The organism is uncultured Algimonas sp. (assembly GCF_947498175.1).
In the GTDB taxonomy this organism is placed as follows: domain Bacteria; phylum Pseudomonadota; class Alphaproteobacteria; order Caulobacterales; family Maricaulaceae; genus Litorimonas.
Window position 1 is genome coordinate 474,554 of the sequence record NZ_CANMJB010000001.1, and the last position, 17,047, is coordinate 491,600.

General features: G+C 63.4%; 15 protein-coding genes and 1 pseudogene. 4 read left to right on the forward strand and 12 right to left on the reverse strand.

The window, feature by feature from the left end:
• Nucleotides 1–3 precede the first annotated feature (3 nt).
• The 4 genes from gltX to Q0718_RS02375 are packed head-to-tail and all read right to left on the reverse strand — an operon-like array spanning nt 4 to nt 5,182.
• The gene (gene gltX / locus Q0718_RS02360; protein WP_298912873.1) at nt 4–1,335 is read right to left on the reverse strand and encodes a glutamate--tRNA ligase; all 1,332 of its coding nucleotides are present in this window, start codon (nt 1,333–1,335) and stop codon (nt 4–6) included.
• Nucleotides 1,336–1,386: 51 nt separating this feature from the next.
• A complete protein-coding gene (locus Q0718_RS02365; RefSeq protein WP_298912876.1) occupies nt 1,387–3,048 on the reverse strand; it encodes an NAD+ synthase in 1,662 nt (553 codons plus the stop codon).
• A 35-nt stretch (nt 3,049–3,083) separates the two neighbouring features.
• Complete coding sequence (locus Q0718_RS02370; protein ID WP_298912878.1) at nt 3,084–4,283, reverse strand: serine hydrolase; 1,200 nt, start codon at nt 4,281–4,283, stop codon at nt 3,084–3,086.
• Nucleotides 4,283–5,182: a Gfo/Idh/MocA family oxidoreductase gene (locus Q0718_RS02375; protein WP_298912880.1), complete on the reverse strand. Its 900-nt coding sequence runs from the start codon at nt 5,180–5,182 to the stop codon at nt 4,283–4,285. Before Q0718_RS02375 ends, Q0718_RS02370 begins: the two co-directional genes overlap by 1 nt.
• Before the next feature lie 235 nt (nt 5,183–5,417).
• On the opposite strand from Q0718_RS02375, the pseudogene Q0718_RS02380 reads away from it, so the two are divergent.
• The 3 genes and pseudogenes from Q0718_RS02380 to Q0718_RS02390 form a co-directional block, all read left to right on the forward strand.
• Nucleotides 5,418–5,705: pseudogene (locus tag Q0718_RS02380) on the forward strand (HU family DNA-binding protein); the annotation flags it as partial.
• Nucleotides 5,706–5,788: 83 nt separating this feature from the next.
• The gene (locus tag Q0718_RS02385) at nt 5,789–6,388 is read left to right on the forward strand and encodes a DUF6624 domain-containing protein (protein WP_298912883.1); all 600 of its coding nucleotides are present in this window, start codon (nt 5,789–5,791) and stop codon (nt 6,386–6,388) included.
• 404 nt (nt 6,389–6,792) lie between these two features.
• The gene (locus tag Q0718_RS02390) at nt 6,793–7,239 is read left to right on the forward strand and encodes a hypothetical protein (RefSeq protein ID WP_298912886.1); all 447 of its coding nucleotides are present in this window, start codon (nt 6,793–6,795) and stop codon (nt 7,237–7,239) included.
• A gap of 6 nt (nt 7,240–7,245) precedes the next feature.
• On the opposite strand, the gene Q0718_RS02395 is transcribed toward Q0718_RS02390, so the two are convergent.
• The 8 genes from Q0718_RS02395 to Q0718_RS02430 all read right to left on the reverse strand — a co-directional run bounded on the left by Q0718_RS02395 (nt 7,246) and on the right by Q0718_RS02430 (nt 16,484).
• Complete coding sequence (locus Q0718_RS02395; RefSeq protein WP_298912889.1) at nt 7,246–8,625, reverse strand: class II 3-deoxy-7-phosphoheptulonate synthase; 1,380 nt, start codon at nt 8,623–8,625, stop codon at nt 7,246–7,248.
• A gap of 133 nt (nt 8,626–8,758) precedes the next feature.
• Nucleotides 8,759–9,328 (reverse strand): hypothetical protein, encoded by a 570-nt coding sequence (locus Q0718_RS02400; protein ID WP_298912891.1) that lies wholly within the window; start codon nt 9,326–9,328, stop codon nt 8,759–8,761.
• 11 nt (nt 9,329–9,339) lie between these two features.
• Nucleotides 9,340–10,812 carry a hypothetical protein gene (locus Q0718_RS02405; RefSeq protein ID WP_298912893.1) on the reverse strand — a complete coding sequence of 491 codons (1,473 nt, stop codon included), beginning with the start codon at nt 10,810–10,812 and terminating at the stop codon, nt 9,340–9,342.
• Between the two features lie 437 nt (nt 10,813–11,249).
• A complete protein-coding gene (locus tag Q0718_RS02410; RefSeq protein ID WP_298912895.1) occupies nt 11,250–12,377 on the reverse strand; it encodes a hypothetical protein in 1,128 nt (375 codons plus the stop codon).
• Nucleotide 12,378: 1 nt separating this feature from the next.
• Complete coding sequence (locus Q0718_RS02415) at nt 12,379–13,734, reverse strand: MBOAT family O-acyltransferase (RefSeq protein ID WP_298912897.1); 1,356 nt, start codon at nt 13,732–13,734, stop codon at nt 12,379–12,381.
• A gap of 124 nt (nt 13,735–13,858) precedes the next feature.
• On the reverse strand, nt 13,859–13,969 hold the full coding sequence (locus tag Q0718_RS02420) for a DUF2474 family protein (RefSeq protein ID WP_298912900.1): 111 nt from the start codon (nt 13,967–13,969) through the stop codon (nt 13,859–13,861).
• Nucleotides 13,969–14,982, reverse strand: coding sequence for a cytochrome d ubiquinol oxidase subunit II (gene cydB, locus Q0718_RS02425; RefSeq protein WP_298912903.1), 1,014 nt, complete (start codon nt 14,980–14,982; stop codon nt 13,969–13,971). Before cydB ends, Q0718_RS02420 begins: the two co-directional genes overlap by 1 nt.
• 2 nt (nt 14,983–14,984) lie before the next feature.
• Nucleotides 14,985–16,484, reverse strand: a complete 1,500-nt coding sequence (locus tag Q0718_RS02430) for a cytochrome ubiquinol oxidase subunit I (RefSeq protein WP_298912906.1) — start codon at nt 16,482–16,484, stop codon at nt 14,985–14,987.
• Between the two features lie 270 nt (nt 16,485–16,754).
• Here Q0718_RS02430 and Q0718_RS02435 point away from each other — a divergent pair, with 270 nt between their 5' ends.
• Nucleotides 16,755–17,042 (forward strand): co-chaperone GroES, encoded by a 288-nt coding sequence (locus Q0718_RS02435; protein WP_298912909.1) that lies wholly within the window; start codon nt 16,755–16,757, stop codon nt 17,040–17,042.
• Nucleotides 17,043–17,047 lie beyond the last annotated feature (5 nt).

A 17,047-nucleotide genomic window follows, 5' to 3' on the forward strand; every position in this document is an offset into this window, starting at 1 on the left:
CCCTTACGCCTTTTCGCCGCGCAGTCTGGCCCGCGCGCGATCGGCCCCCATCAGCCTCAGCAACGGACCCATTTCCGGCCCGTGGTCGCGACCGGTCAGCGCCTTGCGCAACGGCATGAACAGGCGTCGCCCCTTGCGATCCGTATTGTCCTTCAGCTTGCGGACCAGCTCGGACCAATCGGCCTCGTCACCGACCAGCTCGGCCGCCGTGTCGCAAAAGGCCTTGTCGTCCGCATCAATCATTCCGGCCATAGGCGCGAACAGGGTCGTGTTCCATCCGGCCGCGTCGTCGACCACGTCTACATTGTCGCGTATCGCCAGCCAGAAGGCTTCGCCGCCATCCACGCCGAGCGCGTCGAGGCGGCCCTCGACCTGCGCATAGGGTGTCTCGTGCAGGATCTTGGCATTCAAGGCCCGCAATTCGTCGTCATCGAAGCGCGCCGGCGCACGGCCGATCTTGTCGAACGAAAATTCGTCCGCCAACTGCTTGATCGTGAACCGTTCCTCGACCGGATCGGACGTGCCGATCTTGGCCAGCAGCGACAGGATCGCCATCGGCTCGTAGCCTTGCTCGCGCAGTTGACCCATGGACAGGCTGTCGAGGCGCTTGGACAGCTTGCCGCCATCCTTGTCCACCAGCAGCGGCGTGTGGGCGAAGATCGGCTCGACGCCACCGAGCGCACGGAAGATCTCGATCTGCGCGCCGGAGTTGGTGACATGGTCCTCGCCGCGAATGACGTGGGTGATGTTCGCGTCGATATCGTCCACGACGCTGGGCAGCGTGTAGAGATAGGAGCCGTCGCCGCGGATCAGCACAGGGTCCGAGATGCTGCCGGTCTCGATGGACTGTTCACCGCGGACCAGATCGGTCCAGCTCACGCTGTTCCCGGACAATTTGAAGCGCCAATGCGGTTTGCGGCCCTCGGTCTCGAAGGCGGCTTTCTGCGCGTCGGTCAAATCCAAGGCCCGGCGGTCATAGATGGGCGGAAGGCCTTTGACCGCCTGCAACTTGCGCTGACGGTCGAGCTCTTCGGCCGTGTCGTAGGCTGGATAGAGCAAGCCCATTTCCTTCAGCTTTTCAGCCGCTTCGTCGTAGAGGTTGAAGCGCTTCGACTGGCTGAACGTCTCCTGCCAGTGCAGGCCGAGCCAGTTCAGATCGTCGCGAATGCCGTCTTCATAGGCCTGCGTCCCGCGTTCCAGATCGGTGTCGTCGATGCGCAGGATGAAGGTGCCGCCCGTGCTGCGCGCCTGCAGCACGTTCATCAACGCCGTGCGGACATTGCCGACATGGAGTTTGCCCGTGGGGCTGGGGGCGAAGCGGACGCGTGTTGTCATGGCGGCGGCTTATAGGGACAAGCCTCCGCTTAGCAAGCGCATGGGTTGGCTCTAATCCCCATACCGGTCCCGATATCCATTCGTCACCGGATAGCGCCGGTCCCGTCCGAAATTCTTGCTTCCGATCTTTGCACCGGGCGGGGCCTGTCTGCGTTTGTATTCAGCGATGTAGAGCAGCCTCTGAATGCGCATGACGTCGCTCTTGTCGTGGCCGCGCGCGACGATGGCCTCGACGGGCAGTTCCTGTTCGATCAGGCCCAGAAGGATGTCGTCCAGAATGGGGTAGTCCGGGAGCGAGTCGCTGTCCTTCTGGTCGGCGCGCAACTCGGCGGACGGCGGTTTGTCGATGATGCGCTGCGGGATCGGGACGTCCGCGCCGAGCAGGTCGTCCGGCGTGTGGGCATTGCGCCATTCGCACAGCCGGAAGACTTCGGTCTTGTAAAGGTCCTTGATCGGATTGTAGCCGCCCGACATGTCGCCGTAGATGGTGGCGTACCCGACCGCCATTTCCGACTTGTTGCCCGTCGTGACCAACATCGGTCCGAACTTGTTGGACAGGGCCATCAAGGTCAGGCCGCGGATGCGCGACTGGATGTTTTCCTCCGTCGTATCCGCCGCCATTCCGTCGAAAAGCGGATCCAGCATCTGCGAGAAGGCTTCGCGCGCCGGGGCGATGGGAATGATGTCGTATCGCACGCCCAACGCCTGCGCGCAGGCTTTCGCGTCCTCCAGACTGTCAGACGAGGTATATTCGCTGGGCATCATCACACACCAGACCCGATCCGGGCCGAGCGCGTCGACGCAAATCGCCGCGCAAATGGCGCTGTCCACGCCGCCGGACAAGCCCAACACGATCCGCTCGAACCCGTTCTTGTTCACATAGTCGCCGAGGCCGAGACAGCAGGCGCGCCAGTCGGCCTCCAGTCCCGATAGATGCCCCTCGGTCTTGGCCGATGCGCACTGCCAGACTCCGTCACGCCGTTCCCACTCCGCGACGTCGTAGTCCTCGACGAAGCTCTTGAGCGACTGGACGATCTGACCGTCCGCCGCCATCGACCAGCTGGATCCGTCGAAGACCAGCTCGTCCTGTCCCCCGATCTGATTGACATAGACGAGCGGTAGGCCCTCGTTGAACACCTTGTCGCCCAGCGCCGCGTGCCGTTCCGCATGGGCCGTGCGTCGCCAGGGCGAGCCGTTGGGCGACAGCATGATCTGCGCGCCCTTGTCGGCCAGATGCGACGCGACTCCCGGCTGCCACAGGTCTTCACAGATCGGAATGCCGATGGAGACACCCTTGAAAATAATGGGTTCGGGCAAGGGCCCGCGCGCAAACACGCGCGCTTCGTCAAACACCCCATAGTTCGGCAGGTGATGTTTGTACCGTATATGCTTGATTTCGCCCGCTTCCATCCAAAGCGCGGCGTTATAGAGTTGGCCGTCATCGACCCAGGGCGCGGTGGTCAGGATGGCAGGACCGTCAGCTGTCAACCCGGCCAGACGCAGGCACGCCTTGCGGCAATCGTCCTGGACGGTCGGGCGCAGCACGAGGTCTTCCGGCGGGTAGCCGAGGATCATCAACTCCGGGAAGATCGCAAGGTCCGCGCCGTCGGCTTTGGCCCGGGCGTAGTCGTCCGCCATCTTCGCTTCATTGCCCCAAATGTCGCCGACGACGGGGTTGAGCTGGCAGGAAGCGATGCGGAGGCGGAGCGTCATGCAGGCGCTTTAGGGGAAGCGGCGCGCGGGGTCCATCAACCGCCCAACCGCTCCGCCAAGCTCCGGAAGAGATCGATGTTCATGTTCATCGAATGCGGCCCGGACGCGTTCGGCAGGGCGAATTCGCGGTCGGCGGCATTCTTGGCGATCACAATATCGCGGGCCGGATCGATATAGACGAATTGGCCGTAGATGCCCGACGCCATGAAGTCGCCGCGCGCCGGCATCGGGACCCACCATTGATAGCCATAGCCCGTGCCGCGCCCGGTCAGGCCCGGTGCGGAATGCGCCGTGCTGGCGGCGACCCAGTCGGCGGAGATCAGCTGCTGACCGTTCCATTCTCCGTCTTGCAGATAGAGCTGCCCGAACTTGGCATAGTCGCGCGTGGTCAGGTTCAGCCCGCCCAGCGCGAAGGCCGCGCCCTCCCCGTCCGTGAGGTAGAAGGGTGGCTGACAAAAGCCGAGCGGACCGTAGATCTCCTCCCAGAGGTCATGCACGGACCGGCCCGTCGCCGCGCGCAGCACCCATGCCGCAACGTGCGTATCCATCGACACGTAATGCCAACGGTCGCCCGGCGTGAAATCCTGCTCGGTCAGCGTCGTCGTGTAATCGTCCAGCGATCCGCCCAATGCGATGGTCCGGCCCATCCGGTTGATGTCGGAGTCCTGATCCATATAGTCTTCGTTATAGCGAACCCCGGAGCTCATATTCAGCACGTTGCGGAGAGTCGCACCGTCATAGGCCGTGCCTTGGAGTTCCGGGACGTAAGTCGTGACATCGTCGTCGAGACTGGCGATCGCGCCGTTTTCGAGTGCCGCGCCATACAGGCCCGACAGGAAAGATTTGGCGACGGACCAGCTTATGCGGCGGTCGTCCGGACCGGTGCCGCGGTAGTAACTCTCGTGAATGATCTCGCCGTCGCGCAGGATGACAAGGGCGGTCGTGTCGAGTTCGTCCAGAACATCCAGTGTACCGCGCTCTTCGCCTGCAATGGTGACGGTGTCGGGCAGCGGTCCACTGTCGCCCATCAGATCGTCGCGGATTGGCACATCGAGCGTATTTGTCAGGAAGGCGCGGTCCATATTGGAGAAATTGTCGACAATCCTGCCTTCGTCGAACAGCGTGTTGACCGTCATCAATCGGCCGATGTCGTCTTTCTTGATGGCGAAGACGATACCGGCGACCAGCAACACCGCGACGGCAAAGACCGCCAGACGCTTGGACATACGCGCCATCAGTTCGCCTCGATCGTTGCGGCGATCCTGACGGCTGCAAGCCCCTCTTCTCCCGAAGCCAGAGGCGAGGCTCCGTCGAGGCAGGCGGCGACGAAACGGTCGAAAGCGGCCGCGAGGCTGTCCGCGGCGTCGGGCTTCGACCCGAAATCCGCATCCAGGTCGAACGGCGTGTCATGGCGCAACGTCTTGGCGTTGAAGTCGATCTCGACCGTTCCGGCATCAAAGCGCAAGGTCCAGCGTCGTTCCGGTTCGGCGTTGCGCGATGCGGACAGATAGGCCGTCATGTCGCCATAACCCAACTCCGCCGAGACATCGTCCAGCCTGTCCGAATAGATGCTGCGCGCGCGTTCCGTGCTGATCCAGTCCGGCAGACCATAGAGCGCGTTCAACAGATCGATGTCGTGGATCATCAGGTCCATGACCACGCCGACATCGAGATTGCGCGTCGCGCGGCCCGTGTGGCGGACAATGGCGATCTCGTTCGGTTGGACTGAAACATCCTGCAAGCCGATCGCGTCCATCACGATGCGTTCCTGATGCCCGACCTGCAGGACGCGGTTCTGCACCGCCGCAGTGCCGACGATCCGCTCCGCTTCCGCGACGGTCGCGGCCAGCGGTTTTTCCATCAGCAGATGGCACCCATGAGCGAGCCCCGACAAAGCGGCATCGAGATGTCCGTTGGCGGGAATGGCGACGATCAAAGCATCGGAAGCGGACGCCAGGGCGTCCAGACTATCCGTCGGGTGCGCTCCGTATCGCGCCGCCAGATTTCGGCAGGGTCCGGCATTGCGGTCGAACACACCTGACAGGACCGCCCGGTCATGCCCGGCGACCTTTCCGGCGTGGTAACCGGCAAAGACGCCGGCTCCGACGATTCCGACCTTGAAGACATCGCTCATGGCGCCGTCATAAGTCCGCGAAAGCGCGCGGCAAGAGCGATCTCGATGCGAAAAGCGATTCGGTCCGGAACATGCAGAATCACGATTTTCGGGTGATCTGACCGATCTGACAGGCTCGAATCCGAACATTTCGATGAAAAACCCGTAAAAACCCCCGGTTTCATGGGCATTTCCGTGACATGACCGCTTTAATGAGTAAGATTACAGCACGTCCCGGGCACGTCGCCGCAGGGCAGACATCGAAGGAGCCTCCACGATGAACAAGAAAGAACTCGTCGCCAAATTGGCCGACCATCTCGACACCAGCCAGTCCGCCGCCGGCGACATGCTCAACGGCACGCTGGAAATCATCACCAACGAATTGAAAGACGGTAACGAAGTGAACCTGCCCGGTTTTGGCAAGTTCATCGCCAAACACCGTCCGTCGCGTGAAATGCGCAATCCGCAAACCGGAGAGAAGATGATGAGCAAAGCCAAGACCTCCGCTCAGTTCCGTCCGAGCGTCGGCTTGAAAGACCTCTAGACTACACTTGTAGTCTTTGATAGGCATGGGCCGCTCCGTCACCACGGGGCGGCTTTTTTCATGACCAACGGATCGGACCCGCCATGACGCGATTTTTGCTAACCCTGCTTTGTGTCTTCGTGGTGCCGATGGGCGTCTCCGCGCAATCGGATGTTGGCGATCGCCGGATCACACAGGCTAAAGACCATCCGGCCGACAATGCCGAGATCGCCGCTCTGTTCGAAGCGGACCAGGCGGTGCGTCAGGGGTTCACGCCCGAAAAGGCGAAGGATCCCGCATTCATCAAGGCGATGATCGACGGGGACCGCGAACGGCGCGAACGGACGCTCGCGCTTCTGGCCGAAGACGCGTTGCGCACGGACAACGACTTCTATCATGCCGCCTTCATTTTCCAGCATGGCGGCACGGCGGACGATTATCTGCTCGCGCATTCGCTGGCCGTCGCCGCCGTCGCCAAGGGCCATGAGAGCGCCGCTTGGATTTCCGCGGCTACGCTTGATCGTTACCTGATGAACATCGGCCAGCCGCAGGTCTACGGCACGCAGTACACTCGGGAGGACGGCAAAGTGACCATGGACCCCTATGATCGCGATCTCGTTCCGGATGCGCTGCGGACAGCTCTCGGCGTACCGACGCTGACGGAGCAGACCGAGAAGCTGGATCAGATGCGCGCGCCGGGCTGACCGCACATTCGCATCGCTGTGCCGCGATTTGCCTCTCGACATGTCAGGGCCGCTCCGCCGTATCGGAGCGGCCTTTTTCGTGGGGAGACGGATATGGTGGATATCGGCATTTCCGACCTGTTCGAGGACGGTTTCGGCTTCGGGGCGATGACGGCGCTGACGATCAAGGACGTCCTTGTCTATTCGCGCCGTTATTTCCTTGGCCGCGCAGACACAAGACTGGTCCGGCTATACGCCGTCGATCCGGGTCTATGTTGTCCTGCTCGCCCTCTCGTCCTATCTGCGCTATCTCTATATCGGCGAGGGCCAGGTCGTGACCGAGCTTTACGTCGATCAGTTCGATGACGCTCTGACAAGTCTGGCGGAAACCGACCCGCGTTTTTGGATCGATCGATCCGCGCACATTGACCAACGAACTGCTGGAAGGAATGTTCTTCTGGGCGCCGTTCACAAGCTTCGCCCTGTACACTCTCTTCGGTATCGTCTGGCGCGCCTATGCCGAGCCGTTGAACATGGTCGTCCGCATTCGCTACATCTATGCGCTGCTGATCCCTGCGCAGATCTTCATGCTCGTCATGACGGTTCCGATCGCGACCCTTTCCGCGGAAGCCGCGCCGTTCCTGTCGTTCTTCGGGCTGTTCGGCAGCGCGGTCATCGTGTCGATCACGGCCTATTTCGGAGCCTTCCCACAATCGGAAAGCCGCGGCAGGCGCTTTGCACGGGCGCTCACACTCGGCTTCGCGCTCGTCGCGGTGATATTCGTCGCGACGTTCGCCGCGCTGATGATCGGCATGGTCACCGCGATGGGCGACGCGCTCGCTGCCGCCGGTCCGACCCTCGACGGACCCTAGAGCAAATCAGACCGCCAGCTTTGCCCGGTCGCCCTTGCGGTGCGCGTTGAGTTCTTCGGCGATCAGGAAGGCCAGTTCCAGCGCCTGGTCCGCGTTCAGGCGGGGGTCGCAATGGGTATGATAACGGGACGACAGGTCTTCCTCGCGCACCATGCGGGCCGAGCCGCCAATGCACTCGGTCACGTTCTGACCGGTCATTTCGAAATGCACGCCGCCGGGCCAGCAGCCCTCGCTGTGCAGCACCTGCATGAAGGTGCGGACTTCCGTCAGGATATTGTCCACGGGCCGCGTCTTGTAGCCGGACGCCGTCTTGATCGTGTTGCCGTGCATCGGGTCGCAGGACCAGACGACATGACGGCCTGCCGATTTCACGGCGCGGGCCAGCGTCGGCAGGCCTTTGGCCACCTTGTCGTGGCCATAGCGCGCGATAAGGGTCAGACGGCCGGGCTCGTTGTCGGGGTTCAGCACGTCGGTCAGGCGCAGCAGCTCGTCCGGCTCCAGCCCCTCTCCGATCTTCATCGCGATCGGGTTTTCGATGCCGCGGAAGAACTCGACGTGGGCGTGGTCGAGCTGCCGGGTGCGGTTGCCGATCCAAAGCATATGGGCCGACGTGTCGTACCAGCGGCCCGTCGTGCTATCGATGCGGGTCATCGCTTCCTCGTAGCCGAGCAACAGGCCCTCATGCGACGTGTAGTAATCCGTCGCCGCCATTTGCGGCGTCGATTCCGGTGTCACGCCGCAGGCTTCCATGAAGTCGAGCGCATCGCTGATCGTGTCGCAAAGCTCCGCATAACGCTGGCTTGCCGTCGTGCCGGCCACGAATCCCAGCGTCCATTTATGGATGTTGCGAAGGTTGGCATAGCCGCCGGTGGAAAAGGCGCGCAGTAGGTTCAGCGTCGCTGCCGACTGGCCATAGGCCTTGAGCAGCCGTTCCGGATCGGGCGTGCGCTGCGCCGGATCGAAATCCATGCCGTTGATGTTGTCGCCGCGATAGCTCGGCAGTTCGACGCCGTCGCGCACTTCGACCGGGGAACTCCGAGGCTTGCCGAATTGGCCGGCGATCCGCCCGACTTTGACGACCGGCTGCCCGCCGCCATAGGTCAGGACCACGGCCATCTGCATCATGACGCGGAACATGTCGCGCAGATTGTCGGGGTGGAATTCCTTGAAGCTCTCGGCGCAATCCCCGCCTTGGAGCAGGAACGCTTCGCCGCGGGACACGTCCGCGAGCCGCGCTTTCAACCGCCGCGCCTCGCCCGCGAAGACAAGCGGCGGATAGCCGCGCAGCGTCGTCTCGACGGCCTCGAGCGCATCCGCGTCGGGATAGTCGTCGGGAATGTGCAGGGCCGGCTTGCGGCGCCAGCTGGAGGGGGTCCATTTCTGCATTGCGGGCGGTCCTTCCTGTCCGGCGCCCGAAGATACGCACACGCCGGATCGCCGTCCTAGCAGCGAATCAGGGCCGATCACAACAATGGATGCGCAGATGTCCCGGGCGAGCGGATCTGCAACGAGCAGCCCGTCAGTTCGGTTCGGCCTGTTCGATCGTTTCTTCGGCTTCCATGACGACGACCCGTTGGCCGTCCATCACGGTGACCTTGTTGTCGGTTTGCGCCGCAGAACCGCCGCCAAGATCGATGCGGATGGAATGGGCGCGCGTCAGCCCGTCTTCCGCACCGCCCCTGACCTGCGCGAACAGGTTCAGATAGTGGACGCCGTCCGCGTTGGGGCGCACCGCGATCCGCCAGGCGGTGGGATCGTCCGCGCCCAGATCGCCGATCGTCAGGCTGGCCGTCGAGCCCAGCACGTCGAGATCGTCCGTGCCCGAGGCCGACAGGTCCATGGCGCCGGTCCCGGCGTTCTCCGACACACTGACGACGATATCGGTGTAGGTGCCGACCGAGAAGTCCCCGTCCACCGTGTGGGCGAAGGCGACGGGGGCGCCGAGCTTGATGGTCGCGCCGTCATGCGAGTGGGCGGTGTGATCGTGGGCGGCGCGGTGCTCCGCCTCCGGGGTGGCGGAAGAACAGGCAGCGAGGCCGACGGCCAGGCAGGATGCTGCCAGCAGGGTCCGGGTTCTGATAGTCGTCATGATCGTCTCCATCATCGTGCCTGAAGGGTGAAGCAGCTGTCGTGACCGGCTCCGTCAATGTCGGTGTTGATATTGTCGAAGGCATCGACGAGATATTCGCCCGCAGGCAGGTTCAGCGTCTGGCTTTCGATGCTTCCGGCCGTATTGTCCGGCGTTGCCAGATAGCGACCCCGGCGCAGGACGTCGAAATACGGATCGGCGGAAGCCGGACCGCTGGTTCGCGTCATGGTCAGGGTGACGGATTGTGCGGCCGGCAGACTGAACCGGAAAAAGGCCCGGTTGCCGAGACGGTTATACGTGCCCGCGTCATTGACCGAACAGAACGACTGCGCCGGTCCGCCGATCGTCAGCGTACGGTGGACCGGAAGCCGTTCCGTTATGCCGCCATTATTGGTCTCGCCCGCACCGGCCGGACCGCGACCGATGATCCGCTGGTCGTTCAATAGCGCGTCAAGGGCGGCGGCATCGATGCCGGACTGCGATCGCAGCGCATTGGAGAAGGCGAAGATCGAGGTGACTTCGGGCACGTCCTTGTAGGTCTGGGACGTGAAGGCCCGGTATATCGGTCCCAAACCGTCCGAGATGGTATCCGACCCGTCCGCCGTCCCGTCCATGATGTCGTACAGAATGGATTGGACCGAGCCGGAGCTGTAGAAACCCTCGTTCGCGAAATCGTTGCGCTCCATATCGATGCCGAAATCCCGCGAGCCATTGCGGCTGCTGTCACGGTAGACCCGGCCGGAAACGATCCCGGAGAGCGCATTGCCCCAGCCTTCTCCGAACGCGACACGGGCGTCCAGTCGCTCGGAATTGCTGTGCGGCCCGCCGATGGAGTCGGCCCGCGACAAGGTGTTCTCGAAATAATGGCCCCATTCGTGGGAGACGACATGTTCGTCATACTCATCGGAATCCATCGCGAAATCGCCCAGGATGAGTATGGTCGGCACGCCGTTGACGGTGAGGTAGGACGATGTCGTAATTTCGCCTCTGGCGATGGCGCCCGAAGCGGACCTGTTGTTCACGCTCCAGCCCACATCGAGCTCCGGGAAAACGATGTTCGGATCGACGGCGATGAAGACCTGGGTCGCCTCGTAGATCGTGTCCAGGATGGCGAACGGCGCAGCTGCGCGCGTTCCCGTATAGGACGACCCGCCCCAGCCCGAACCGGCGTTCAGGTTGCGGCGCTGGTTCGCCGTCCCGCTGGAAGCGAGCGATCCATCCAGGACATAGGGTGCGTTGCCATTCGTGTTGTCGATCACTTCGGTATCGATCGGGGCGTTGGTCGTGCGCAGCATCTGCGCCCGGACCCTGACCCGGACCTCGGTGTTCGCATCCGATGTGAAGCTGTAATCGCCACTGGCATTCGTCTCCGACGTCTTGAGCACACCGCCCGAAGCGTCGAGCAACTGCACGACGGCGCCGCGGATCGGTTCCTGCCGGATGCTCCCGAAGTCCAGACCCGTGCCCGGAGCGCCGAACGGCACACGGTCGAAAGTCGCCTTGCCGCTGATCGTAACGGTCGTGGCCGACGTCGGCGGTGGCGGGGGCGGTGGCGGGGGCGGTGGCGGAGGGGGCGGCGGAGAAGGCGGTGGAGCCTGCACGACGGGCGCTGGTGCAGAGCTGCCCCCGCCACCGCAGGCAGCCAGAGCCACTGCCGAGACGCCGCATGCCAGACTCCGAGTCAAAACGCGCATTACCGACATGGCCCTGTCTCTCCTCGCACTCGGCCGACACTGTTCGAGCCGTCCCGTCAGATCAGTCTTGCAGTAAAATCCGCCCGACTTTCATTAACTTGTATCAACACGCTGAAAGGTGATCGGGTCCTGTGGCGAAAACAAGGCACGTGGCCAAGGCTTAATCAAACAAGACTGAGCAAGACGATCGAACCGGCGAGAACGGCCGGGACGTTTAGGAGGACGGATCAGTCGAGCCGCAGCGGGCGAGCCTTGCGGGCCGCCTGGCGTTCAGCGGTGGCGAACAGCACGGCATCCGGGTCGAGCGCCAGAACGTCTTTCAGACCGATATCGTAATGGTGCGCCCCGTGATGCAACCGGACGATCTCGCGGTAGCTGGGGCGGAAATGTTCCAGCATGGTGTCGGCGAAACTGTCGCCGACGATGACCAACCGACCTGCAGGAGCGGCATCCGTGCCCTGCATGCGCAAGGTGGCGAACTCGCCTCGTGCCGGCGAGTCCGGATCGGCTGGCGGCAAAATCTCGATATAGTCGCCGGATGCCGGCGGAAAGGCGATCAGCTCATGGCTGGGCTCGGATGTTGCCGCATATCCGGCCATGCCTTCCAGATCCATCAACCTCGGCGCAGGGATGCGCGGCGGATCCGGCAAATGGCGCGGCCGCCGCGTGGACGGGTCGAGTTCGTCCATGACCGCCATGGCCAGGTCATAGGATCCGTCCGGCGTCCAGTGGGTATCGCGGTGGAAGAAAACGGTCCGCCCGTGCGCCTTCGCAGCCCGCACATAGCGTTCCGCATCGACCAAACCGGTCCGCCCTGTTCCGGGATGGCCGTGAACGGCGGTGCGGAAGCGCCGCCGCCCCTCGATCCAGTCGTCAGGCAGCTTGTCGGGGAAAATACGGGCCTTGTCCGGCGCGATGAAGGCGGCGAAAGGAACATTCCGCTCACCCAGTTCAGAGCGGGCCAGTGCGAGCGTTTCGATCCAGGCGTCGACCTGCGTCTCGTCCCAGCCCCCCTTCCCTTCGAATTCGTCGCGATACTTGTTGTTGCCCAGAAACAGCCAGCCGTCCTTGCCGACGACCACGGCGGGCGGATCCTCGCCGAGATTGTCGCGGATCTCGCGCGCGGTCCGGATGAAGGTCATGCGGAAGCCGAAATGGTCCTCGAAATGAGCGTCCAGACCGGCCGTGAAGTCTCGCAGGCTGCCATCGAGTCGCGGCACCGGGGCCAGCGTGCGTTTTTCCGTTTCGCTGATCGTGCCCGTGCCGAAGAACACCGTCCCGGCATAACCGGCCAGCGGCAGAAGGAAGCCCATGATCAGCAGGAGCACGGCGATATTGCGGAACAGACGGGCCATGTCAGAAACGGAAATACAGGAAAGGCTGGTGCGTGGTCGAGGCCACGGCTGCAAAACACAGAACGCCGAGAATCAGGACGGCGCTCCACTGGCCGACCGCGGCGACGGCGGGCACGCCCGGCAGGCGTTCGCTCATCCGCTTCCAGCCGTCCCAGGACAACAGCCCGCCGACGATCATGGCATATGAAGCGGTCGGCGGCACGTCGATCGTCATACCGCCCTCGCCCATTCCGGCCAGCGCCCCCCAATAGGCCAGCGCATGGGGTAGGCTGTCGGCCCGGAACAAGACCCAGCCCAGAGCCACGAACAAAACGGTGTAGGCCATGCCGGCGAAGCGCGGCGTCTTCGGCCATCCGGCCTTCTCCGCCAGCCTTTCGCCGATCAGGAAGATGCCGTGCCACAGACCCCAGAGCAGGAAAGTCCATGCCGCCCCGTGCCACAGCCCGCACAGCACGAAGACGATGACGAGATTGCGGTAGGTGGCAAGCTCCCCGCCGCGCGACCCGCCCAGCGGAATGTAGAGATAGTCTCGAAACCAGCGCGACAGGGTCATGTGCCAGCGCCGCCAGAATTCACGGAAAGACGCCGCGCTGTAGGGATGCTCGAAATTGCGCGGCAGCTCGAATCCGAAAATGCGGCCCAGCCCGATCGCCATGTTGGAATAGCCGGCGAAGTCGAAATAGATCTGCAGGGTGAAGGCGGCAAGACCGAGCCAAGCGGCCGCAGGCCCCAGTGTGGCGGCCTCCGCGCCGAAGGCCGCATCGGCGACTTGCGCGACCGTGTCGGCGATCAGAACCTTCTGCGCCAGGCCGAGCATGAACAGCTTGGCCCCGTCGCAGAACCGGTCCCAGCTTTCGCGGCGCTCGGTGATCTGGTCGCGGATTTCGTCCCAGCGCACGATCGGCCCGGCGATGAGTTGCGGGAACATGCTGATATAGAGCCCTGTTTTCAAAGGACTCCGCGCGGGTTTCGAGCCACGCGAGACGTCCACCAGCAGGCTCATCGCCTGGAAGGTGAAGAAGGAGATGCCGAGCGGCAGGCGCGGTTCGACACGCGGCAGGCCGAGCGTCTCGGTGATGAGACCGAGATATTTGAACGTGACCAGCAGCGCCAGATTGGCCGCGATCCCGATGGCGAGCCAGGGTTTGCGCCGCGCCGCGATCCGGTGCGACAGCTCGTGGTTCATGACGATGGACACCAGCAGCAGCGCGAGCCCCAGCCCTTCGCCCCAGGCATAGAAGAACAGGCTCGCCGCCAACAGGAACACGTTGCGCGCCATGCGCCCGCGCATGACGAAGTAGAGCGCGACCACGGCAGGCAGGAAGAAGAACAGGAATGTGACCGACGCGAAATTCATGTGTCCCCTCGCCGCGCCCATAGCAGGCGCGCGGAAGGGGGCAAGTGGAAGCCTTCAAGACCCTTCTACGCAATGTTTCGCCATTCTCATCCCGGACTTGATCCGGGATGAGGAGAGAAAGGCACTAAAGAATGGCCGCCCGGATCGCATAGGCCACGACAGTCACGACGGCCACACCGCCCAACCAGAGCACGACGAACCAGCCGATCCGTTTCGCCCAGGGCTTGCGCTCCATCAGTGATAGCCCTCGTCGGGGCTCGTCTTGCCGCGGAACACCCAATAGGCATAGGCCGTGTAGCCCAGGATCAGCGGCAACAACACCAGCGCGCCGACGAACATGAAGATCTGCGAATTGTAGGGCGTCGCCGCCGCCAGGATGGTCAGGTCCGGCGGAATCAGGTCCGGGAAGATCGAGATGCCGAGCCCGATAAAGCAGAGCGCGAACAGGATCAAAGATAGGATGAACGGCCGGTATTCGTGGTGATGCACGTTGAGCGACCGGAACAGCAGCAGCAGGATCACGGCCACGGCGACCGGGACAGGCGCGGCGATCAACAGGCCCGGCATTTCGAACCAGCGACTGTAATAGACGCTGTCCAGGAACGGCGTGATGACGCTGACCGCGGCGATGCACAGCACCGTGCCGATGCCGAACGTCCAGGCGAGCTTGCGGGCCCGGTCCTGCACAGGCCCTTCGGTCTTCATGATCAGCCAGGTCGCGCCCAGCAGCGCATATCCGACCACGACCGCCGCGCCGCAGAGCAGCGTGAACGGGGTCAGCCAGTCCCACCAGCCGCCGCCATAGGCGCGGCCATCGATCTCCACGCCCTGCACCATCGCGCCGAGGGCGATGCCTTGCGAGAAGGCGGCGATCAGCGAGCCGCCGATGAAGGCCGCGTCCCAGTATTTCAGCCAACGCTGGGTCCGCCAGCGGAACTCGAACGCGACACCGCGAAAGACCAGCGCCAGCAACATGGCGATGATCGGAACGTAGAGCGCGGGCATCAGGATCGCATAGGCGACCGGGAAAGCCGCGAACAGGCCGCCCCCGCCCAGCACCAGCCAGGTCTCGTTCCCGTCCCAAACGGGCGCGACCGTGTTCATGAGCAGGTCGCGGTCGCGTTTTTCAGGATAGAAGGGATAGAGGATGCCGAGGCCGAGATCGAACCCGTCCAGCACGACATAGATGAACACGGCCAAAGCGAGCAGGAACGCCCAGCTATAGGCCAGCCAAGGAACGACGTCCATGCTCAGCCCTCCCCGTCTTCGTTTGTCTTGGTGTCGATTTCGGGCGCGCGGTTGCGGCTGATGCCGCCCTCTTCGCGCTCATGCGCCTGCGTCTGCTGCGCGGGCGTGATGCCGGCGGTCCGGATCGGACCGTCGGCTTCGGCCAGGCCTTCCTCATAGACATGCGGTCCGGCCGCCATCAGGCGCAAAATGTAGAAGACGCCTGCCCCGAAGACGAAGAAATAGACGATGACGAACGCCATGAGCGACGCCCCCACGGCGGGCGCATCCAGGGGGCTGGCGCTCTCGGATGTGCGCATCAGGCCCCAGATCGTATAGGGCTGGCGCCCGACCTCGGTCGTGACCCAGCCCGCCAGCACGGCCACCAGCCCGCTCGGCGCCATGACCAGCGCCGCGCGGTGCAACCAGCGGTCGGTGAACAGGCGCTTGCGAAAACGCGCCCAGAGCGACCAGAGGCCGACAAACAGCATCAGGAAGCCGATACCGACCATGATGCGGAAGGACCAGAAGACGATGGCCACGGGCGGGCGTTCTTCCATCGGGATCGTGTCGAGCCCGTCCAGCGGCGCGTTGAGGTCGTGCTTGAGGATCAGCGAACTCGCCTTGGGAATGCCGATGGCGTAATCCAGCCGCTGCTCCTCCTCGTTCGGAATGCCGAACAAATAGAGCGGCGCGCCTTCCGGATGGGACTCGTAATGGCCTTCCATCGCCATGACCTTCTGCGGCTGATATTCCAGCGTGTTGAGTCCATGCAGATCGCCGAGCAGGATCTGCAGCGGCGCGACGATCGCCGCCATCCACATCGCCATAGAGAACATGGTGCGCGTGCCCTGGTGGACGCGGTCATGATCGTGGTCGCGCAGCAAGTGCCACGCCCCGACCCCGCCGACGATGAAGGCCGTCGTCAGATAGGCCGCCGTCAGCGTATGAGCGAGCCGGTAGGGGAAGCTCGGATTGAACATGATCTCCAGCCAGTCGACCGGCACGAACTGGCCGTTGGCCGCGATCTCGAAGCCCTGCGGCGTGTGCATCCAGCTATTGACCGACAGGATCCAGGTCGCGGACAGCGCCGTGCCGAAGGCGACCAGCACGCAGGCCGCCATGTGCAGGCCCGGCCCCACCCGGTCGCGCCCGAACAACATGATGCCGAGGAAGCCCGCTTCCAGGAAGAACGCCGTCAGGACTTCGTAGGCCATGAGCGGTCCGATGACCGGTCCGGCGCGGTCCGAGAAGACCGACCAGTTGGTGCCGAACTGATAGGCCATGGTGATCCCGCTCACCACGCCCATGGCGAAGGTGATGGCGAAGATCTTCACCCAGAACTTGAACAGGTTGAGAAATTTCGTGTCGCCGGACTTGAGATAAAGCCCGTTCAGAACGGCCAAATAGCTGGCCAGGCCGATGGTGAACGCCGGAAAGATGAAGTGGAACGCGACCGTGAAGGCGAACTGGATGCGCGCCAGCATGACGGCGTCGAAGCCCTCGAACAAGAAAACGGTCATGCGAACGTCCTTCTTCCGTCACCCCACCGTTCGTGCGATAGCGCAACCTTGGCGGCCCAACTAGCGCATAGCGGCGCAACCCCGGACCGGCAAAAACGCAACCCGCGTTAATTGCGCCGCATTTGCCGGACCGTCTCGTCCGGAACTTTTGCGAAAATTTCACGCCCGCGCCCTTGCGACGCTTCCGCCCGCTTCATACATGCGGCGCGTTGGCACTCCCGATCGGGGAGTGCCAATCGCTATCAACCCTTTGAAACGAGAGATCGAACCATGAAGTTTCGTCCCCTCCACGACCGCGTCGTCGTAGAACGCGTCGCCGAAGACACCAAGACGGCCGGCGGCATCATCATCCCCGATACGGCCACCGAGAAACCCTCCGAAGGCAAAGTCGTCGCCGTCGGCCCCGGCACCCGCAACGATGACGGCAGCACCAGCAAGCTCGACGTCAAGACCGGCGACCGCGTCCTGTTCGGCAAATGGGGCGGCACCGAAGTCAAGATCGACGGCAAGGAGCTGCTGATCATGAAGGAATCCGACATCATGGGCGTCATCGGCTAACGCAG

Excerpts from the sequence above, each read along its gene's own strand:
- Q0718_RS02410 (WP_298912895.1), bottom strand. The coding sequence starts at position 12,377 with ATGGCCCGTCTGTTCCGCAATATCGCCGTGCTCCTGCTGATCATGGGC.
- Q0718_RS02365 (WP_298912876.1), bottom strand. The coding sequence starts at position 3,048 with ATGACGCTCCGCCTCCGCATCGCTTCCTGCCAGCTCAACCCCGTCGTC.
- Q0718_RS02415 (WP_298912897.1), bottom strand. The coding sequence starts at position 13,734 with ATGAATTTCGCGTCGGTCACATTCCTGTTCTTCTTCCTGCCTGCCGTG.
- Q0718_RS02395 (WP_298912889.1), bottom strand. The coding sequence starts at position 8,625 with ATGCAGAAATGGACCCCCTCCAGCTGGCGCCGCAAGCCGGCCCTGCAC.
- Q0718_RS02370 (WP_298912878.1), bottom strand. The coding sequence starts at position 4,283 with ATGGCGCGTATGTCCAAGCGTCTGGCGGTCTTTGCCGTCGCGGTGTTG.
- Q0718_RS02400 (WP_298912891.1), bottom strand. The coding sequence starts at position 9,328 with ATGACGACTATCAGAACCCGGACCCTGCTGGCAGCATCCTGCCTGGCC.
- Q0718_RS02435 (WP_298912909.1), top strand. The coding sequence starts at position 16,755 with ATGAAGTTTCGTCCCCTCCACGACCGCGTCGTCGTAGAACGCGTCGCC.
- gltX (WP_298912873.1), bottom strand. The coding sequence starts at position 1,335 with ATGACAACACGCGTCCGCTTCGCCCCCAGCCCCACGGGCAAACTCCAT.
- Q0718_RS02430 (WP_298912906.1), bottom strand. The coding sequence starts at position 16,484 with ATGACCGTTTTCTTGTTCGAGGGCTTCGACGCCGTCATGCTGGCGCGC.
- Q0718_RS02375 (WP_298912880.1), bottom strand. The coding sequence starts at position 5,182 with ATGAGCGATGTCTTCAAGGTCGGAATCGTCGGAGCCGGCGTCTTTGCC.
- Q0718_RS02420 (WP_298912900.1), bottom strand. The coding sequence starts at position 13,969 with ATGGAGCGCAAGCCCTGGGCGAAACGGATCGGCTGGTTCGTCGTGCTC.
- cydB (WP_298912903.1), bottom strand. The coding sequence starts at position 14,982 with ATGGACGTCGTTCCTTGGCTGGCCTATAGCTGGGCGTTCCTGCTCGCT.
- Q0718_RS02385 (WP_298912883.1), top strand. The coding sequence starts at position 5,789 with ATGACGCGATTTTTGCTAACCCTGCTTTGTGTCTTCGTGGTGCCGATG.